The sequence below is a fragment of the Streptomyces sp. NPDC058401 genome (assembly GCF_042722885.1).
In the GTDB taxonomy this organism is placed as follows: Bacteria; Actinomycetota; Actinomycetes; order Streptomycetales; family Streptomycetaceae; genus Streptomyces.
In genome coordinates this window covers 1-17,000 of the sequence record NZ_JBHXKA010000036.1, presented here as the reverse complement: position 1 = coordinate 17,000, position 17,000 = coordinate 1, and the positions used below count along the sequence as shown (strand labels likewise).

14 protein-coding genes are annotated in these 17,000 nt (G+C 72.8%); 7 read left to right on the top strand and 7 right to left on the bottom strand.

Features of this window, described 5'->3' with window-relative positions; translation table 11 throughout:
* Window positions 1-51: 51 nt before the first annotated feature.
* Window positions 52-1,008, bottom strand: a complete 957-nt coding sequence (gene pip / locus ACFWNV_RS15980) for a prolyl aminopeptidase (RefSeq protein WP_383946488.1) — start codon at window positions 1,006-1,008, stop codon at window positions 52-54.
* Window positions 1,009-1,446: 438 nt separating this feature from the next.
* Here pip and ACFWNV_RS15975 point away from each other — a divergent pair, with 438 nt between their 5' ends.
* Together ACFWNV_RS15975 and ACFWNV_RS15970 are read left to right on the top strand one after the other, a co-directional pair.
* Window positions 1,447-3,234 (top strand): S8 family serine peptidase, encoded by a 1,788-nt coding sequence (locus tag ACFWNV_RS15975; protein ID WP_383946626.1) that lies wholly within the window; start codon window positions 1,447-1,449, stop codon window positions 3,232-3,234.
* Window positions 3,235-3,469: 235 nt separating this feature from the next.
* The gene (locus ACFWNV_RS15970) at window positions 3,470-6,262 is read left to right on the top strand and encodes an AAA family ATPase (protein ID WP_383946485.1); all 2,793 of its coding nucleotides are present in this window, start codon (window positions 3,470-3,472) and stop codon (window positions 6,260-6,262) included.
* Window positions 6,263-6,284: 22 nt separating this feature from the next.
* Here ACFWNV_RS15970 and ACFWNV_RS15965 read toward each other — a convergent pair whose 3' ends face one another.
* The 4 genes from ACFWNV_RS15965 to ACFWNV_RS15950 form a co-directional block, all read right to left on the bottom strand.
* Window positions 6,285-7,205 carry a glycoside hydrolase family 19 protein gene (locus ACFWNV_RS15965; protein ID WP_383946623.1) on the bottom strand — a complete coding sequence of 307 codons (921 nt, stop codon included), beginning with the start codon at window positions 7,203-7,205 and terminating at the stop codon, window positions 6,285-6,287.
* Between the two features lie 180 nt (window positions 7,206-7,385).
* Entirely contained in the window at window positions 7,386-7,796 is a 411-nt protein-coding gene (locus ACFWNV_RS15960; RefSeq protein WP_383946482.1) for a rodlin, read from the bottom strand.
* Between the two features lie 375 nt (window positions 7,797-8,171).
* Window positions 8,172-8,363 carry a DUF5302 domain-containing protein gene (locus ACFWNV_RS15955; protein WP_243333056.1) on the bottom strand — a complete coding sequence of 64 codons (192 nt, stop codon included), beginning with the start codon at window positions 8,361-8,363 and terminating at the stop codon, window positions 8,172-8,174.
* 92 nt (window positions 8,364-8,455) lie between these two features.
* The gene (locus ACFWNV_RS15950; RefSeq protein ID WP_266875140.1) at window positions 8,456-8,899 is read right to left on the bottom strand and encodes a MarR family winged helix-turn-helix transcriptional regulator; all 444 of its coding nucleotides are present in this window, start codon (window positions 8,897-8,899) and stop codon (window positions 8,456-8,458) included.
* Between the two features lie 143 nt (window positions 8,900-9,042).
* Here ACFWNV_RS15950 and ACFWNV_RS15945 point away from each other — a divergent pair, with 143 nt between their 5' ends.
* From ACFWNV_RS15945 to ACFWNV_RS15935, 3 genes are all read left to right on the top strand, one after another.
* The gene (locus tag ACFWNV_RS15945; RefSeq protein ID WP_383946478.1) at window positions 9,043-10,614 is read left to right on the top strand and encodes an MFS transporter; all 1,572 of its coding nucleotides are present in this window, start codon (window positions 9,043-9,045) and stop codon (window positions 10,612-10,614) included.
* A 179-nt stretch (window positions 10,615-10,793) separates the two neighbouring features.
* On the top strand, window positions 10,794-12,533 hold the full coding sequence (locus tag ACFWNV_RS15940) for a glycosyl hydrolase family 18 protein (RefSeq protein ID WP_383946475.1): 1,740 nt from the start codon (window positions 10,794-10,796) through the stop codon (window positions 12,531-12,533).
* 74 nt (window positions 12,534-12,607) lie between these two features.
* Window positions 12,608-13,234, top strand: a complete 627-nt coding sequence (locus tag ACFWNV_RS15935; protein WP_383946472.1) for a HutD family protein — start codon at window positions 12,608-12,610, stop codon at window positions 13,232-13,234.
* Here ACFWNV_RS15935 and ACFWNV_RS15930 read toward each other — a convergent pair.
* The gene (locus ACFWNV_RS15930; RefSeq protein WP_383946470.1) at window positions 13,222-14,355 is read right to left on the bottom strand and encodes an FAD-dependent oxidoreductase; all 1,134 of its coding nucleotides are present in this window, start codon (window positions 14,353-14,355) and stop codon (window positions 13,222-13,224) included. The two genes, ACFWNV_RS15935 and ACFWNV_RS15930, sit on opposite strands and share 13 nt — an antisense overlap.
* Window positions 14,356-14,402: 47 nt before the next feature.
* Entirely contained in the window at window positions 14,403-15,848 is a 1,446-nt protein-coding gene (locus tag ACFWNV_RS15925; protein ID WP_383946467.1) for an MFS transporter, read from the bottom strand.
* 131 nt (window positions 15,849-15,979) lie between these two features.
* Between ACFWNV_RS15925 and ACFWNV_RS15920 the strand changes: the two genes are divergently transcribed.
* Together ACFWNV_RS15920 and ACFWNV_RS15915 are read left to right on the top strand one after the other, a co-directional pair.
* Window positions 15,980-16,585 (top strand): TetR/AcrR family transcriptional regulator, encoded by a 606-nt coding sequence (locus ACFWNV_RS15920; RefSeq protein WP_383946463.1) that lies wholly within the window; start codon window positions 15,980-15,982, stop codon window positions 16,583-16,585.
* A gap of 226 nt (window positions 16,586-16,811) precedes the next feature.
* Window positions 16,812-17,000, top strand: a 189-nt coding sequence (locus ACFWNV_RS15915) for a hypothetical protein (RefSeq protein WP_383946460.1), incomplete at its 3' end; no start/stop codon positions are given.

The following is a 17,000-nucleotide window of genomic DNA, read 5'->3' as shown; positions in this document are numbered from 1 at the left end:
GGCGGATCCGGACCGGCCCCGTCGCGGGCCTGGGCCCCCTTGGCGGCGGCTCTAGGCCGCGAACCGGTCGAGGGCGCCGAGGACATGGCCGAGGGTGGCCGCTCCGCCCATGTGGCCCGCCTCCTCCACCACGGTCAGTTCCGCGCCGGGCCAGGCGCGGGACAGTTCCCAGGCCGTGCCGAGGGGGCCGGCCATGTCGAGCCGACCGTGGATCAGGACGCCGGGGATCCCGGCCAGCCGGTGCGCCCCGCGCAGCAGCTCGCCCTCCTCCAGCCACGCGCCGTGCGAGAAGTAGTGCGAGCAGATGCGGACGAGGGCGACCCGGGCCGCCGGCGGCCGGTCGGTGTACGGCTGGGAGGCGCCCTTGGTCTCCCCGGACAGCACCGCGTCCTCCCATGCGCACCAGTCGGCCGTGGCCTTCGCCCGCACCGCCTCGTCGGGATCGGCCGCCAGGCGGGCGTAGGCCCCGACGAGGTCCCCGTCGCGGCCGGCGCCGCCCGCCCCGGCGACGAAGCGCTCCCACTGCTCGGGGAAGAACCGGCCGGCGCCGCGGTACAGCCAGTCGATCTCCGAGCGCCGGGTGGTGGTGACGGCCGCGATGACGATCTCGGAGACCGTCTCCGGGTGCCGCTCGGCGTAGGCCAGGATCAGGGTGGATCCCCAGGAGCCGCCGTACAGCAGCCAGCGGCCGATCCCCAGGTGCTCGCGCAGCCGCTCCATGTCGGCGACCAGGTGCCCGGTGGTGTTGTGCCGCATGTCGGTCGCCGGATCGCTCGCGTGCGGGGTGCTGCGGCCGCAGCCGCGCTGGTCGAAGAGGACGACCCGGTAGCGTGCCGGATCGAAGAGCCGGCGGGCGCTCTCGGTGCACCCCGACCCGGGACCGCCGTGGACCACGAGGGCGGGCTTTCCGGCCGGATTGCCGCACACCTCCCAGTAGATGACGTTTCCGTCGCCGACGTCGAGCATCCCTTTGTCGTAGGGCTCGACCGGCGGGTAGAGCTCTGCCACGTCCGGACCTCCTCATCTCCCCGTCCCGCACGGTCGTTTGCCGACAGCCCATCGCGGGGTCCGACCACCCTAAGGGGGGCCCGGCAGGGTGCGGACAAGGGTTTTCCCCGTATCGCGTTCATCCCCGATTTGCCTACTGTCTGCCCACCGGCGATCCTCCCCGCCCGAACAGGCCCCGCGCCCACCCCACATGGCGCGGAGCCATAAGGTCGGTTTTTCGCCGGTGCCACCGTTGCCCAGCCCCGACGCTGCGGCGGGCGACGAAGTGGTGTGCAGCAGCGGTGGCCGGGCGGGCTTGACCAGCCCGTTCCGGTCCCGCGGCCGCCGGTTAACCTCCCACACTGCACCAACCGGCCGCCCCGGCGCGTTCTGTGGCGGCCCGCGAAAGGGAACACCGTGCACGCATCCAGACGACGCAGGCTCATATCCGTGGTGGCGATGTCCGTCACGCTGCTCGCCGGCACCGCCACCACCTCCATGGCGCTGTCCGCCACGGATCCCGCCCCCGCCGCGCGGACCCTCCCCGCCGCAGGCGCCCCCGCCGCCGCGGCCCCCGCCGCCGCGGCCCCCGCCGAGAACCTCATCGTCGGCTACAAGACTTCGGCCGCCGAGGCCGGATCCAACTCCGCCGCCGCCGCCGACGTCGCGGCCAAGGGCAAGAAGGCCTCGAAGAAGGCCACCTTCGAGCGCCGCCTCGGCACCGGAGCCGCCCTCGTCACCCTCGGCGCCCCGGCCGACGCGGCCGCCGTCATGGCCCAGTTCCGCGCCGACCCCGACGTCGCCTACGTCGAGCCCGACTCCCGCGCCTACGCCCTCGCCGTCACCCCCAACGACACCGAGTACGCCAAGCAGTGGGACCTCTTCGAGCCCACCGCCGGCATGAACGTTCCGGCAGCCTGGGACAAGACCACCGGCTCCGGCGTGACCGTGGCCGTGATCGACACCGGCTACGTCGCCCACTCCGACGTGGCGCCGAACATCGTGGCCGGCTACGACTTCATCTCCAGCTCCACCGCCGCCCGCGACGGCAACGGCCGTGACAACAACCCGGCCGACCAGGGCGACTGGAGCGCCGCCGGCGAATGCGGCACCGGCTCCACGGCCAGCGGCTCCTCCTGGCACGGCACCCACGTGGCCGGCACCATCGCCGCCGCCACCGGGAACTCCAAGGGCGTCGCGGGCATCGCGTACGGCGCGAAGATCCAGCCCGTCCGCGTGCTCGGCAAGTGCGGCGGCGCCACCTCGGACATCGTCGACGCCATCACCTGGGCCTCCGGCGGCTCCGTCGCGGGCATCCCGGCGAACGCCACCCCCGCCAAGGTGATCAACATGTCGCTCGGCGGCTCGGGCGCCTGCACCGCCACCTACCAGAACGCGATCAACGCCGCCGTCGGCCGCGGCACCACCGTCGTCGTCGCCGCGGGCAACAGCAACGCGAACGCCTCCGGCTTCTCGCCCGCCAGCTGCAACAACGTGATCAACGTGGCCTCCACCAACCGCACCGGGGACCGCTCCTTCTACTCCAACTTCGGCACGATCATCGACGTGTCCGCCCCGGGCGGTGAGACCCGCCGCGCCACCGACACGCCCGGCACCGTCACCACCCCCGAGAACGGCATCCTCTCCACCCTGAACAACGGCGCCACCACCCCCGGCGCCGAGATCTACAAGCCGTACCAGGGCACCAGCATGGCCGCCCCGCACATCGCGGGCCTCGCCGCGCTCCTCGTCTCCGCCAAGCCCTCGCTGACCCCGGCGCAGGTCGAGTCGGCCATCAAGGCGAACGCCCGCCCGCTGGCCGGCACCTGCACCGGCGGCTGCGGCGCCGGTCTCGCCGACGCGGCCAAGACGGTCGACGCCGTCGCCTCCACCCCCGTCACGCCGGTCTTCACCAACGCCGCCGACGTGACCATCACGGACAACGGCCCCGCCGTCGCCTCCTCGATCACCGTCACCGGTGTCGCGGGCAACGCCCCGGCGGCCCTGAAGGTCTCGGTCGACATCAAGCACACCTACCGCGGTGACCTGATCATCGACCTGGTCGGCCCCGGCGGCGCCGTGGTCAAGCGCCTCCAGAACTCCTCCAGCGACGGCACCGACAACCTCTTCACCACCTACACCGTCGACGCCTCCGGCCAGCCCGCCAACGGCACCTGGCAGCTCCGCGTCCAGGACGTGGCCTCCGCCGACACCGGCTACATCGACTCCTGGAGCCTCGGCTTCTGAGCCGGATCCTTACCCCGCACCACCCAGCCCCAACTCGCTCTGACGGAGCGATAGTACGGACCAGACGAGCCCGCCGGACCCGCCGATACCCCACGTATCGGCAGGTCCGGCGGGTTTTCCTGTCACCTGACTGGAATCTGCGTCACAATCCGGGCCCGCCGGGCATCCGACCTCGTATTGTCGCGTCTCACAGGAAGGGCACAGGAGCGGGCAAGCGAAAGGCTGGTGGCTGTGCGTGGCGGAGGCGACGGGGCACGCTGACACGGCGGGCGGACACCCGCCCGTCGGACACGGCGAACTGATCAAGGCGGTCGACCGCGCGCTGACCACGCACGGACGCGCCCTGCTCACCGGACCCGCAGGCTCCGGCAAGACCGAGGTGCTGCGCGCCCTCACCGAAGCCGCCGCCCTGCGCCACGAAACCGTGCTGCGCCTCGCCCCCGGAGCCGCCGACCGGTGGATACCCGAAGCCTCCGCCGCCGCCCTCCTCGCCTCCGTGCCCGCCACCGCGCTGGACAGCCTCTCCGGACCACAGCGCACCGCCATCGCCCTCCTGCGGCGCGAAACCGACGCACCACGGGCCGGGCGGGACCACGTCGCCCTGCGCCTCGCCGTCGTCGAGGTCCTGCGGACCCTCGCCGCCCGCGGACCCGTCCTGCTCGCGCTCGACAACGCCCAGTGGCTCGACGCGGAGAGCATCGACCTGCTCCGCTTCGCCCTGCGCCTGACCCCGCCGCGGGTACGGGTCCTCGCCGCCGAGTGCGTCCAGGGCGGAGCCCCGCTCTGCGAGCCCCTCTGCGGACCGGACACCCCCCAGATACGGGTCCCCCCGCTCGGCACCGACGAGGTCGCCGAACTGCTGGTGCGCCGCGGGCTCCCGGCCCGCCTGGCCGGCCGCATCCACCAGGCCAGCGGAGGCAACCCGCGCCTCGCCCTGGCCCTGGGCCACTCCCTCGCCGAAGCCGCCGACTCCCGCGCGGGCGGCGCCCACCACGCCGATCCGCTGCCCGTCTCCGGCCAGGCCCGCGAGGTGGCCCGCCGACTGCTCGGCGTCGTCCCCGCCCAGGCCCGGCGCACCCTGCTGTTCGCCGCCCTCGCCGCACGCCCCACCACCGCCCTCCTGCGCCGGGCGGGGCGCCCCGACGCGGAGGCCGAACTCGCCGTGGCCGAAAAGGCCGCACTGCTCACCGTGGAGGAGGACGGCACCATCCGGTTCACCGCCGGAGCCCTGCCGACCGCGCTGGCCGCCGACGCCGGCTGGCCCGAACGCGCCGCCGGGCACGCCGCCCTGGCCGCCGCCGTCGACGACCCGGTCCAGGCCGTACGCCACCGCGCGCTGGCCGTGGACGCCCCCGACGAGGAGCTCGCAGCCGAGGTCACCGAGGCCGCCGTGTCCTGCCGCCGCCGAGGCCAGCGGGCCCTGGCCGCCGAACTCGGCCTGCTCGCAGCCGACCGCACCCCCAGCCACCTGCCCGGCGAGGAACTCGCCCGGCTCGTCGCCGCCGCCGAGGACGCGGGCTGGGCCGGCCGCGCCGACCTCGCCCGCCGCGCCACCCGCGCCGTACTCGCCCGCGACGCCTCGCCCGCCGACCGGGTGCGGGCCCGCCTCGCCGTGATCGACGCCGAGGGCCAGGCCCTCGGATCCCTCGACGAGACCTTCGCGCACGCCGCCGCCGACGCCGAGGGCGACCCCGCCCTGGAGGCCGCCATCCGGCTGCGGCTCGCCTGGAAGCACAACCTCAGCGACGGGGACCCCGTCCGCTCCCGCGACGCCGCCGCGCAGGCCGGGGTACTGGCCCGCAGCGGCGGCGACCAGGTCGCCGAGGCCATGGCCCTGACCGTAAGGGCCCGGATGGGCCGCATCCTCGGCGACCCGGACGCCGAGGAGATCCTCGCCGAAGCACTCGCCCTGCCCGCACCCGAGGTACCGCTCGGCATGCGCAACGCCCCGCAGTACCTCGCCGTCCGCCACGCCCTCTTCGACGACCGCCTCGTCGACGCCGGACGCCAGCTCCTGGTCCTGCTGCCCGCGGTGCGGCGCACCGGATCCGCCGAGGACGTCTTCGAAGTCCTGCGCAGCCTCACCGAGGTGGAACTGCGCCGCGGCAGGTGCGCGGCGGCCACCGCGCACGCCCGCGACGCCCTGCGGCTGACCGTGGAGGCGGGCCTCTCGCCCGGCCCCGCCTGGTACGTCGCCGCGATGGCCGAGGCCATGGGCGGCGGCTTCCCGCGCGCCGCCGGATACGCCCGGCGCGGCATCCAGGCCTCCGAGGAGGAACACGACCAGATCTTCCTCTCCCGCGGCCTGTACGTGCTCGGCCTGGTCGAGCTGGCCACGGGCGAAGCCGCGAAGGCCGTCGCCACCCTGCGCCGCGTGGCCGAACTGGAGGCCGCCCAGCAGGTGGTCGACCCCTCGATCCTGCGCTGGCACGGAGAGCTCGCCGAAGCCCTGGTCGCCGCCGACGCACCCGACGAAGCCGCCGAACTGCAGGCCCGGGTCCGTACGACGGCCCTGCGCCTCGGCCGCACCAGCGTGATCGCCGCCCTCGACCGGGCCCGGGGACTGTGCCTGTCCGCGCACGGCGAGGCCGAGGCCGCCGTGGCCCTGCTGGAGGACACCGCCGAGCGCTTCGCACGCCTCGAACTGCCCCTGGAACGGGCCCGTACGCTGCTCGCCCTCGCCCGGGTGGAACGCCGACGCCGCCGGCGCGCACCCGCCCGCGCCGCACTGACGGCCGCCGCCGAGGCCTTCGCCCGGGCCGGCGCCGCCCCGTGGGCCGAGCTCGCGCGGGAGACCTCCCCGTCGGCGCCGGGGAGCGAGGGCGGCGGAGGGGCCCGGCCCCTGGCCGCCCTCACGGAGGCGGAGACCCGCCTCGCGGTGCTGGTGGCCCAGGGCGCCAGCAACCAGGAGGCGGCCGCGAAGCTCTTCGTCAGCGTGAAGACCGTGGAGGCCCGGCTGACCCGGATCTACCAGAAGCTCGACGTCCGGTCCCGGGCCCAGCTGGCCACCACGCTGCGGCCGCGCTGAAGAGGCGGCCTGCGGACACGCCCTAGCAGCTCAGGTTGTTCCCTGCGGTCGTGCCGAGGATCTGGACGAAGTTCTGGTACGAGTTGATCCGGCTCTGCACCTGCGCCGGGTTTCCGCCGTTGCACTCCAGGGCGCCGTTGATGGAGCGGATCGTCTCGCCGAAGCCGGCGCCGTTGACCATGGCGGCGTGGGCGGTCATCGTGCCCGGGCCGTTCTGTGTGTTCCAGTACCAGAGCGCCGTCTTCATCGCGACGGCCGGGTCCTGCTCCACCAGGTAGGGGTTGGCCAGGAGGTTGATGCCCAGGGCGTCGCCGGCCGCCTTGTAGTTGAAGTTCCAGCTCAGCTGGATGGGCCCGCGCCCGTAGTAGGCGGCCTGCCCGGCGGGACAGCCGTAGGACTGGCTCGCGTCGCAGTAGTGCGGGTAGTTGGCGGTGTTCTGCTCGACTATGTACACCAGCCCGCCGGTCTCGTGCGAGACGTTGGCGAGGAAGGCCGCCGCTTCGCGCCGCTTGACGGTGTCGTCACCGGTGGTGGCGAAGGCGGGGTACGCGGACAGGGCAGCGACCAGGCCGTTGTAGGTGTAGAAGGAGTTCCGGTTCGGGAACATCTGGTTGAACTGGGCCTCGCTGACCACGAATCCGGACGGGTTGGGGGTGGTCGGGTCCGGGTTCGGGGTGCCACCGCCTCCGCAGACGCCCTGGTCGGACCAGACGCCCCACTGGCCGGTGGTGCCGGGGGTCTCGCCCTGGGTCCACCACTTGGCCAGCCAGTTGTGGCCGCCGTACGAGGCGGTCGCGCCGCCGGTGTACACGGCGGACGTGGCCCACGCGCCGGCGCAGGCGGGAGCAGCGGCGGCGGGGGAGGAGGGGAGGGCGATCGCGAGGCCGAGGGTGACGGCCGCGGTGGCGGCCAGTGAGAGGGCGCGGCGGCGCAGGGTGCGCATCACGGAAGTTCTCCTTCGGTGGGGGGAGTTGCCGGGTTGCCGTGGGGGGCAACGGGGATCCGGCAACGGACAGCTGTGCCCACTGAAGCGAGGATGGTCTGGACCTGTCAAGGTCTAGACCAAAACGAAAGCGCCGGTGCACCGCCCCGAAGGGCAGTGCACCGGCGCTCCGTTGTGGGGTCAGCTACCGGCGGAGAGGTTGCCGGAGAGGACCGGGATGTTGTCCAGGATGTGCGAGGCGGTCTCGTCACCCTTGGCCTGGGTGGAGTTCTCGGCGCACTGCTGGTTCTGCGGGTTGGACGCGATCGGGATGTCCTGGACGCCGACGTTGACCAGCGCCAGGATCGACTGGGCGTTGACCTTCGCCGGCAGGCCGACACAGAGCTTGTTCACGGAGCCCTGGATGGCGGAGAGCTGCGGGCTCATGGCGCCGTCGGTCTCCTGGTTGCCGAAGGCCTGCGTGGAGCCGTTGCCGTTGACGGTGTTGACGCCGTTGTCGTTGCCGATCGCCATCGCCGGGGAGGCTACGGCGGCACCGGCACCCAGAACGGCGGCGGTGGCGGCTGCGGTGGCCATGAACTTCTTGAGCATGTGGGAGATCCTTCTTCTGTCGCACTGTCGCATGAGATAGCTGCCCTCGGCGGGACGAGCTGCTCAACTGCCGTGGACACCGGGGGTTATCACCCATCACCCGAGTGGCCCAACCTTGCACTCCACCAGTGCGGTCCTGCGTCGGCCGATTGACCCAACGCCGACGGGAGTGGCGGGCGGGCGGATCCCCGGCCCGGAGTGCGTACGTGCGCGTGCGCCCCGGCTTCGTGGGCGTGCGCCCCGGCTTCGTGCCCGTGCGCCGGGCCGTCCTCGTGCGCCGGGAGTGCCGTCCCCGACCGGATCCGGACCGTCTGTGGTCCCGGACCCCGCCGGGGCCGGCGGGGGCGGTGTCGCGACAGTGCGACGCCGCCGGGGTCAGCCGGTCTTGCGGCGGACCTTCTTGTTCTTGCCCCCGGGGTTTCCGCCGGCGCCCTGGATCTTCGCCCGGCTCTGGTGTGCCTGCTGCGACTGGGCATTGGCGGCGTTCCGCTCCAGGGCCTCCTTGAACTTGCGCTTGGCCTCCTCGGCCGGCGACTCGTTCTGCGGGGTGTCTGATTCTTCTGACATGCGTCCTCCTGGAATGTTCTGAAGCCGTAGCAGTCTGTCAGGTGGTGTTTCCCCTGGCCAACGCGTTCGCGCGAGGAGGCTTCGGACCGGCCTCAGGCGTCCTTCTCCAGGGTCGGCCGCAGCCGCTCCAGCAGGGCGTGGAGCGTCGCGCGCTCGGTGTCGTCCAGGACGTCGAGGGCGCCGTGCGTGGCCTGCATCTCCTCGCGGACCCGGCGGATCACCTCGCGGCCCGCGTCCGTGGCCACGACGTTCTTGACGCGCCGGTCCGCGGGATCGGGCTCGCGGCGCACCAGCTCACGGGCCTCCAGCCGGTCCACGATGCCGGTCACGTTCGAGGCGTCGCACACCAGCAGGGTGGCCAGGCCGCGCATCGGGAGCGGGCCGTTCAGCTGGGCGAGGACCTTCGCCTGGGTGGAGGTGAGGCCGTGGTGGGCGGCGGCGCCGGCGAAATCGCGCCACTGGGCGGTGCCGATCGCGGCGAGCAGCTCCAGCAGCTCCAGCTTGGTCGGGACGGCGTGGGGGGTGGTGGCGCTCATGCTCGGAGCGTACTCAAGGTGTTTCACATTATCAACCTTTTACTTGACCACCTTAACTATTGAGGTCTACCGTCTGCTGGAGTCGAAGTACTTGATGACGTCAAACATCTGCGATCTGAAGCACTGAGAAGGTCTTCCCTGCCATGAGCACCACTCCCTCCGCCACCACCCGGGCCGGCGGCCACCGGAACGAGACGGTCATCGTCTTCGCCCTGAGCCTGGCCGCCATGGTCGTGTCGATGATGCAGACGCTGCCGGTCCCGATCCTCGGGCTGATCCGCAGCGATCTCGGCACCACCACCGCCAACGTCAGCTGGGTGACCACCGCCACCCTGCTGTCCGCCGCCGTCTTCACCCCGCTGCTCGGCCGCTTCGGCGACCAGCACGGCAAGAAGCCGACGCTGGTGGCCGTACTGGGCGTCATGGTCGCGGGCTCCGTCATCGCGGCGCTGGCGTCCTCGCTCCCCCTGCTCCTCCTGGGCCGGGTCCTCCAGGGCGCCGCGACGGCGATCTTCCCGCTCGCCCTCTCCGTGCTGCGCGAAGAGGTCCGCCCGCAGAAGCTCCCCGGAGCGATGGCCCTGGTCAGTGGCACCCTCGCATTCGGCAGCGGCCTCGCGCTCGTCGCCACCGGCCTGCTGACCTCCGGCAGCGACGCCGACTACCGCAACGCCTTCTGGATGGCCACCGGCTTCGCCGTGCTCGCCCTGCTCGCCGTCGTCTTCCTGGTTCCGGCGACGAAGCACAAGACCGGCGGCCGCACCGACTTCCTCGGCGCGCTCACCCTGGGCATCGCCCTGCTGCTGCTCCTGCTGCCGATCTCCCAGGGCCACGAGTGGGGCTGGGCCTCCGGCCGCACGCTGGGCAGCTTCGCCGGAGCCGTCGTCATGACCGCCGTCTGGGTGTTCACCGAGCTGAAGGTCCGCGAGCCCCTCGTCGACATGCGGATGTTCGTCCACCGTCCGGTCCTGATGGCCAACCTGGCCGGCATCCTCGTCGGCTTCGGCATGTTCGCGAACTTCCTGGGCGTCTCCTACCTCGTCCAGATGCCCAAGGCCCTGACCGGCTACGGCTTCGACGCATCCATCCTGCGCGCCTCCGTGGAGTTCCTGCTGCCCGGCGCGATCGTCTCGCTGCTCGCCTCCCCGATCGGCGGCCAGCTGGTCCGCCACCGCGGACCGCGCGCCGCACTGGCCGTGGCCGCCGCCCTCGGCGCCGCAGGCTTCGGCTGGCTGGCCCTGGACCACGGCCACACCGCATCCGTGATCGGCGCGGGCCTCATCGTCGGCGCGGCCGTCAGCTTCGGCTACGCGGCCATGCCGGCCGTGATCATGGCGAGCGTCCCGCACCACCAGAGCGGCATCGCCAACGGCATCAACTCGATCTCCCGCTCCACGGGCAGCGCGATCGGCAGCGCGATCGTGACCACGATCCTGGCCTCGAAGACGATCGAGCACCTCCCGGCGGGAGTCCCCGCCCTGCCGGCCGAATCCGGCTTCACCCTCACCTTCGCCATCGGCGCGGTGGCCTTCGCCCTGGTCGCGGTGATCAGCGGAATCGGCCTGCGCGGGGCGCACGGGCCGCGGACGGCGGACACGGACGCCGCCGCACCGGTGGCCGGCTCGCCCGCGACCGCTCCTGCGGGATCCAGTACGGGATCCAGTGCCGGATCCAGTGCGGACGCCGCCGCGGTCTCCGCCGCGAAGGCCGACGCCTGACCGCTCCTTCCACGCCGGAGTGTCCTCGCTCCACCCCGAGCCGTCCCCGGGTCCCGCCGCACACGCGGCAGGGCCCGGGGACGGCTTTACCCGTTCTAGGGACCGCACCCTTGACCGGTGGTTGGTCCAGACCAATCATGAGGCGTCCGTCATTCGCTTTCGCCCCACCGGGAGCCCAGTTGAGACGTCCCAGGCACCTCCATGCCCTTTTCGCCGCCTTCACCACGGCCGTGGCCTCCGCCGGCCTCGTCATCGGTTCCGGCGCAGCCGCCCACGCCGCCACCCCGTTACCCGCACACGTCTTCGCCCCCTACTTCGAGGCCTACTCCTCCGACAGCCCGGCCGAGCTGGCCCAGGCCTCCGGAGCCAAGTACCTGACCATGGCCTTCGTACAGACCGAGGCCAAGGGCTCCTGCACCCCGTACTGGAACGGCTCCACCGCCCAGCCGGTCGACGCCTCCGTGTTCGGCGCCGACTTCACCACCATCCGCGCGCGCGGCGGCGACGTCATCCCCTCCTTCGGCGGCTACGCGGCCGACCACGGCGGCACCGAGATCGCCGACAGCTGCACCAGCGTGGACGCGATCGCCGCCGCCTACCAGAAGGTCGTCACGACCTACGACGTCAGCCGCCTCGACATGGACATCGAGGACAAGTCCCTGACCAACAAGGCGGCGGTCGACCGCCGCAACCAGGCCATCAAGAAGCTCCAGGACTGGGCCGCCGCCAACGGCCGCCCGCTCCAGGTCTCGTACACCCTGCCCACCACCACGAGCGGGCTCGCGAGCAGCGGACTCAACGTGCTCAAGAGCGCGAAGACGGCGGGCGCCCGCGTCGACGTCGTCAACCTGATGACCTTCGACTATTACGACAACGCCGCCCACGACATGGCCGCCGACACCCAGACCGCGGCGACCGGGCTCTACGGCCAGCTCGCCACGCTCTACCCGGCCAAGACCCCCGCCCAGCTCTGGGGCATGATCGGCGTCACCGAGATGCCCGGCATCGACGACTTCGGCGCCGCCGAGACCTTCACCACGGCCGACGCCACCACCGTCTACAACTGGGCCACGGCCAAGGGCATCAACACCCTCTCCATCTGGGCCCTGCAGCGGGACAACGGCGGCTGCCCCGGCACCGGCGGCTCCGACACCTGCTCCGGCATCGCCCAGGACCCCTGGCACTTCACCCACACCTTCGCCCCCTTCACCAGTGGCGCACCCGCCGCCGACGACTTCTCCCTCTCGGTCGCACCCGGGTCCGCCGTGGTGGTCCCCGGCACCTCCACCACCGCCACCGTCACCACGGCGGTCACCTCGGGCAGCGCCCAGGCCGTCGCCCTCACCGTGACCGGCGCCCCCGCGGGAGTGAGCGCCACCGTCAGCCCCGGTACGGTCACCGCGGGAGGCTCCGCGCAGCTCACGGTCACCGCCGCCGCCTCGGCCGGTCCCGGAACCTACCCGCTCACCGTCACCGGAGCCGCCGGCGCGCTGAGCCGCTCCGCGACCTTCAGCGTCACCGTCCCCGGACCCGGCGGGACCGGCCTGTCCAACGGCGGCCTGGAGAGCGGCGCGCTCGGGCCGTGGACCTGCGAGAGCGGCGCCTCGGTGGTCTCCACCCCGGTGCACGGGGGCTCGTACGCCCTGAAGACCTCGCCCACCTCCGGCCAGACGGGCGAGTGCACCCAGACCGTCACCCTCGCCCCGAACACCAAGTACGCGCTGAGCGGCTGGGTCCAGGGCAGCTACGCCTACCTCGGCGTCCGCGGCGGTGCGACCGGCAGCGCCTGGACCAGCTCCACCGGCTGGACCAAGCTCACGGTCCCGTTCACCACCGGCCCCTCCGGCACCGCCACCGTCTACCTGCACGGCTGGTACGGCCAGGGCCCGGTCTACGGCGACGACCTCACGGTGGGCTGACCGCTCCGGCCGGGCATCGCCCGGATACGCTCGACCGGGCCCGGAAAGGATCTTCCCGGGCCCGGAAGGGTGCCATGAGCAGCGAAGAAGCGATCCGGATCCTGCGGGCGGCCGGGCGGCCGGCCGCCCGGTGGAAGAACGGCGGGGGAGTCACCCGGGAGATCGCCGCCGGGCCCGAGGGCTCCGGGATGGAGGATTTCGGCTGGCGGGTCAGCCTCGCCGAGGTCACCGCCGACGGGGCCTTCTCGGTGTTTCCCGGCGTCGACCGCACGCTCACCCTCGCGGAGGGCGCCGGCATGGACCTCGAGATCGGCGGCGTACGACGCCTCGTGGACCGGCGGTACGCGCCCCAGCGGTTTCCCGGGGACGAGCCCACCGACTGCCGGCTGCTGGCCGGTCCGGTGGTGAACTTCAACGTGATGTACCGCCGGGACGCGGTGAGCGCCGACACCGCCGTCGTACGGGGCGACCTCGCGCTCACCGTCCGGCCCGGGGAGAACCTGCTGGTCGTCGCCCTGGAGGGGACGGCCGAGATCGACGGCGCCGCCGAACTGGGCCCGTACGACGCCGCCTTGGTGACCGGCGCGCGGGAGGTCGTGCTACGGAGCTCCGGGCGCGCGGCGGTGGTCCGCCTGGCACCGGCTCCGGCATCGGCTCCGGCTCCGGCTCGGGCGGACCACGGCCGCGCTCAGCCGGTGTAGGAGGCCATCCGCTCCACCAGGGTCTTCGGCGCCCCGGCTCCGAAGCACAGGTCGAGGTTGTCCTCGGACTCGGCCGCGGCGGCCTCGGAGCGGGGGAACATGGCCTCCTCGTACGAGGCGAGGGCCCCCTCCGGGTCCCCGGGGCGGGCCAGCAGGGCCGCGGCGAGCTCGGCGCCGTCGAGCATGGCCAGGTTGGCGCCCTCCCCGGCGAAGGGGGACATCAGGTGCGCGGCGTCGCCGAGCAGGGTCACCCCCGGGGAGCGGTCCCAGCGGTGGCCCACCGGCAGTGCGTGAATCGGCCGGCCCACCAGCGGGACGTCGCTGTCGGCGACGAGCGCGCGCAGCCGCGGGTCCCATCCGGCGAACCGTTCCAGGACGGCCTCCACCGCCGGTGCGGAACCGGCGGCCCACTCCTCGGCCGTCCGCAGGGCGGCGTACACGTGCACGGTGCCCCCCGGCTCCCGGTGGGCGAGCAGGCCCAGGCCCTCGTCGAGCGCGAACATCATCCCGCCGCCGACCAGGGCCGCGCTCGCGGGATGGCGGAGGTCCGCGTCGTACAGGTGCGCCTCGGCGAAGGACAGGCCGCAGTACCGCGGGAGCGCGGACGAGACCAGCGGACGGACCTTCGACCAGGCGCCGTCCGCGCCGACGAGCAGGCCGGTGGTGAAGGCGGACCCGTCGGCCAGGGTCACCTCGTGGACGCCGTCACCGAGGGCCCGTACGCCGGTGGCCTTCGCGCCCCAGCGGACCGTACCCGTGGGAAGCGAGTCGAGGAGCAGGTCGCGCAGCGCGGAACGGTGCACCTCGGGACGGCCGCGGTCCCCGCCGTCCTGCTCATCGGCGTGTTCGAGGTGGACGGCCGCGCCGCGGTCGAGGATCCGCATGGCCTGGCCGCCGGGGAGCACGAGCGTGCGGAAGTCCTCGTGGAGTCCGGCGGTGCGCAGGGCGGCCTGGCCGGACTCCTCGTGCAGATCGAGCATGCCGCCCTGGTCGCGGGCGGTGCGTGAGGCGTCGAGGTCGAAGACGGCCGCCTCGATCCCGTGCAGGTGCAGGACGCGGGCCAGGGTGAGGCCGCCGAGTCCGGCGCCGATGATCGCGAGGGGGTGGTGGGTGGTCGTCATGGTGGCGCTCCTTGGGCAGTGGGCGGGGCGGGGCGGTGGCGTGTGGGTCAGGCGCCGTGGCCGGCGGTCTCGGCGTGTGCGGCGCGGGGCAGCAGCCGCAGGGCCGGGAGGCAGGCGGCCGTGACGGCCAGGACGGTGACTAGGCTGACGGCCATGGCGTGGGCCGGGGCGCCGGAGTGGAAGTAGACGGTGGTGACGACGGCCGAGCCGATGCCGTTGGCGATCTGCTGGACGGCGGTGAGGGAGCCGCCCGCGCTGCCGGCCTCCTCGGCGGACACGTCGCCGAGGGTGATGTCGAAGAGGGTGCCGAAGCAGGCGCCCATGCCGAGGCCGGTGACGAAGACGGCCGGGGCCATCGCCCACAGGGTGAGGTCCGTGCCGCGGGAGAGGACGAGCGCGAGGAGCCAGCCGGCGCCCGCGAAGGTGAGCAGCATGCCGGCCAGGATGAGCGTGCGTCCGAGCTTGCGGGTGAGGCCGGACATGCCGGCGACGGCCGAGGCGATGATGCCGAGGGTCAGCGGCAGCAGTCCGAGGGCGGTGTCGCCCGGGCTGGAGTGCAGGGCCTGCTGCATGAAGAGGGAGGTCACGTAGAGCAGGCCGCTGGTGACCGCGAAGTACAGCATTCCGACGAACAGGCCCGAGGTGAAGCCCTTGTTGCGGAAGAGGGAGGGCTTGATGAGGGGTTCGGCGGCGGTGCGCTGACGGCGTGCGTACAGGACGAGGAAGAGCACCCCGGCGGCCAGGGAGCCGAGCGCCGTCGCGCCCCAGCCGTGGGTGGAACCCTCGATCAGGCCGAACATCAGGGCGAACATCGTCAGGCCGAGGAGCGCCGCGCCCACGCCGTCCACGCTCAGGGAGCGGTCGCCGGGGTCGCGGGGGAGCAGGCGGGCGGCGGCGAAGGTGCCGAAGACGCCGAGGATCAGATTGATCAGGAAGACCGGGCGCCAGGACAGGCCGGCCAGGTCGGCGTCGATGAGGAACCCCGCCAGGATCGGGCCGCCGACGGTGGCCGCGCCGAGCAGCGGGCCGAAGAGGTTGAAGGCCTTGCCCAGCTGCTCGCGGGAGAACGACCGCGTCATGATCGCCATGCCCTGCGGGATGAGCAGGGCGCCGAAGGCGCCCTGGAGCACCCGGGCCGCGATGAGGAGCGCGGGGTCCGGGGAGAGCCCGCAGGCGGCCGAGGCCGCGGTGAAGCCGGCCATGCCGATGAGGAACAGCCTGCGCTGTCCGAACTTGTCGCCCAGCCGGCCGCCGACGACCAGGAGCACGCCCATGGCCAGGGTGTAGGAGGAGCCCAGCCACTTGACGAGGCTCTCGCCGCCGCCTATCTCCCGGACGATCGTCGGCGCGGCGATGTTGGTCACCGTGGAGTCGATCATGTCGAGGGCGTCGGCGAGCAGGACCAGCCCGAGGATCAGCCAGAAGGCCGTGGTGGAGAGGGAGGCGGCCCCTCGAGGAGGCCGAGGGGGCCGGAGTTCGGCTACGGAGGACATGACGGCTCCTGGATCGAGGGGGAGGGGGAGCGAGGCGCGGCGGCGACCTCCCCTCCAGAAGAACACAATGACTATGAAAGTGCAATCGCTCCACTTTCGGAGTGACTGTGATCCGGCTCTATGCTGGTTCCATGACACGCATCGACAAGGCAGAGGCGGAACCGGACGGCTCCGGGCGACGCGAACGCAAAAAGGCCGCAACCCGGCAGGCGCTCGCCGACGCCGCCCTGCGGCTCTTCCTGGAGAAGGGCTTCGACCAGGTCAAGGTCGCCGAGGTCGCCGAGGCGGCCGACACGGCGCTGACGACCCTGTTCGCGCACTTCCCCGGCGGGAAGGAGGCGCTGATCCTGGAGGACGGCGCCGAGCGCGAGGAGTCCCTGGCCCTGGCGGTACGCGGCCGGGCCGACGGGGTGTCCGTCCTGGCGGCCCTGCGCGCGTTCTTCGCCGGCCGCGGCCCCTTCGATCCGGACCCGGCGCCGGAGTTCCTGCTCAAGACGCGGCTCGTCGTCGCCACGCCGGCACTGCGCGCCTACGCCCGCCGCATGTGGACCGGCTGCGAGGAGTCCCTGGCCACGGTGATCGCCGAGGCGTGCGGACGCCCGGCCGAGGACGACTCCCTGCGGATCCTGGCCCGCTACGTCCTGGAGATCCCCGACCTCGCGGGCATGCGGCCGGACCCGCGACAGGCCCTGGACACGGCCTTCGACCACCTGGAACGGGGCTGGCCCGGGGTGTGATCCGAATCCTGTGCATTCGGTGATATCCGAAGCCGGCCGGTACGGGGCGGCGTCTTCGAATCGAAGCAGCCCCGCCTCGGCCGCCACCCTGAACGTGGCGTGCACCCAGGCCGCCCTGCAGGCCGCCATCAACTCGGACGGGCGGTGCTCCGTCGGTCCCTGGGCCCGTCTTCGCAGGTCAGATCGGTATCGCCGCGTGGGACGGGTGAGGATCGAACTTCCCTCCGTGCGCGAAGCGTTGACAAAGTCGTCATCTGCTAGAAACCTGTGGCGCCATGGCCGCATAACTGCGATCAGATCACTCAAAAAATTAATAACGATGCGCAAGATTGCGGCAGGCGCGGTTGCGCCGGGCCGGGTCCCCTCATGGAACAGAGGACAGCATGAGATGGAAGCAAAGCGGCCGGTTGATGGT

Coding starts and splice junctions, on each gene's coding strand:
- ACFWNV_RS15945 (WP_383946478.1), top strand. CDS start 9,043: ATGAGCACCACTCCCTCCGCCACCACCCGGGCCGGCGGCCACCGGAAC.
- ACFWNV_RS15960 (WP_383946482.1), bottom strand. CDS start 7,796: ATGCTCAAGAAGTTCATGGCCACCGCAGCCGCCACCGCCGCCGTTCTG.
- ACFWNV_RS15935 (WP_383946472.1), top strand. CDS start 12,608: ATGAGCAGCGAAGAAGCGATCCGGATCCTGCGGGCGGCCGGGCGGCCG.
- ACFWNV_RS15965 (WP_383946623.1), bottom strand. CDS start 7,205: ATGCGCACCCTGCGCCGCCGCGCCCTCTCACTGGCCGCCACCGCGGCC.
- ACFWNV_RS15925 (WP_383946467.1), bottom strand. CDS start 15,848: ATGTCCTCCGTAGCCGAACTCCGGCCCCCTCGGCCTCCTCGAGGGGCC.
- ACFWNV_RS15975 (WP_383946626.1), top strand. CDS start 1,447: ATGTCCGTCACGCTGCTCGCCGGCACCGCCACCACCTCCATGGCGCTG.
- ACFWNV_RS15920 (WP_383946463.1), top strand. CDS start 15,980: ATGACACGCATCGACAAGGCAGAGGCGGAACCGGACGGCTCCGGGCGA.
- ACFWNV_RS15930 (WP_383946470.1), bottom strand. CDS start 14,355: ATGACGACCACCCACCACCCCCTCGCGATCATCGGCGCCGGACTCGGC.
- ACFWNV_RS15955 (WP_243333056.1), bottom strand. CDS start 8,363: ATGTCAGAAGAATCAGACACCCCGCAGAACGAGTCGCCGGCCGAGGAG.
- ACFWNV_RS15950 (WP_266875140.1), bottom strand. CDS start 8,899: ATGAGCGCCACCACCCCCCACGCCGTCCCGACCAAGCTGGAGCTGCTG.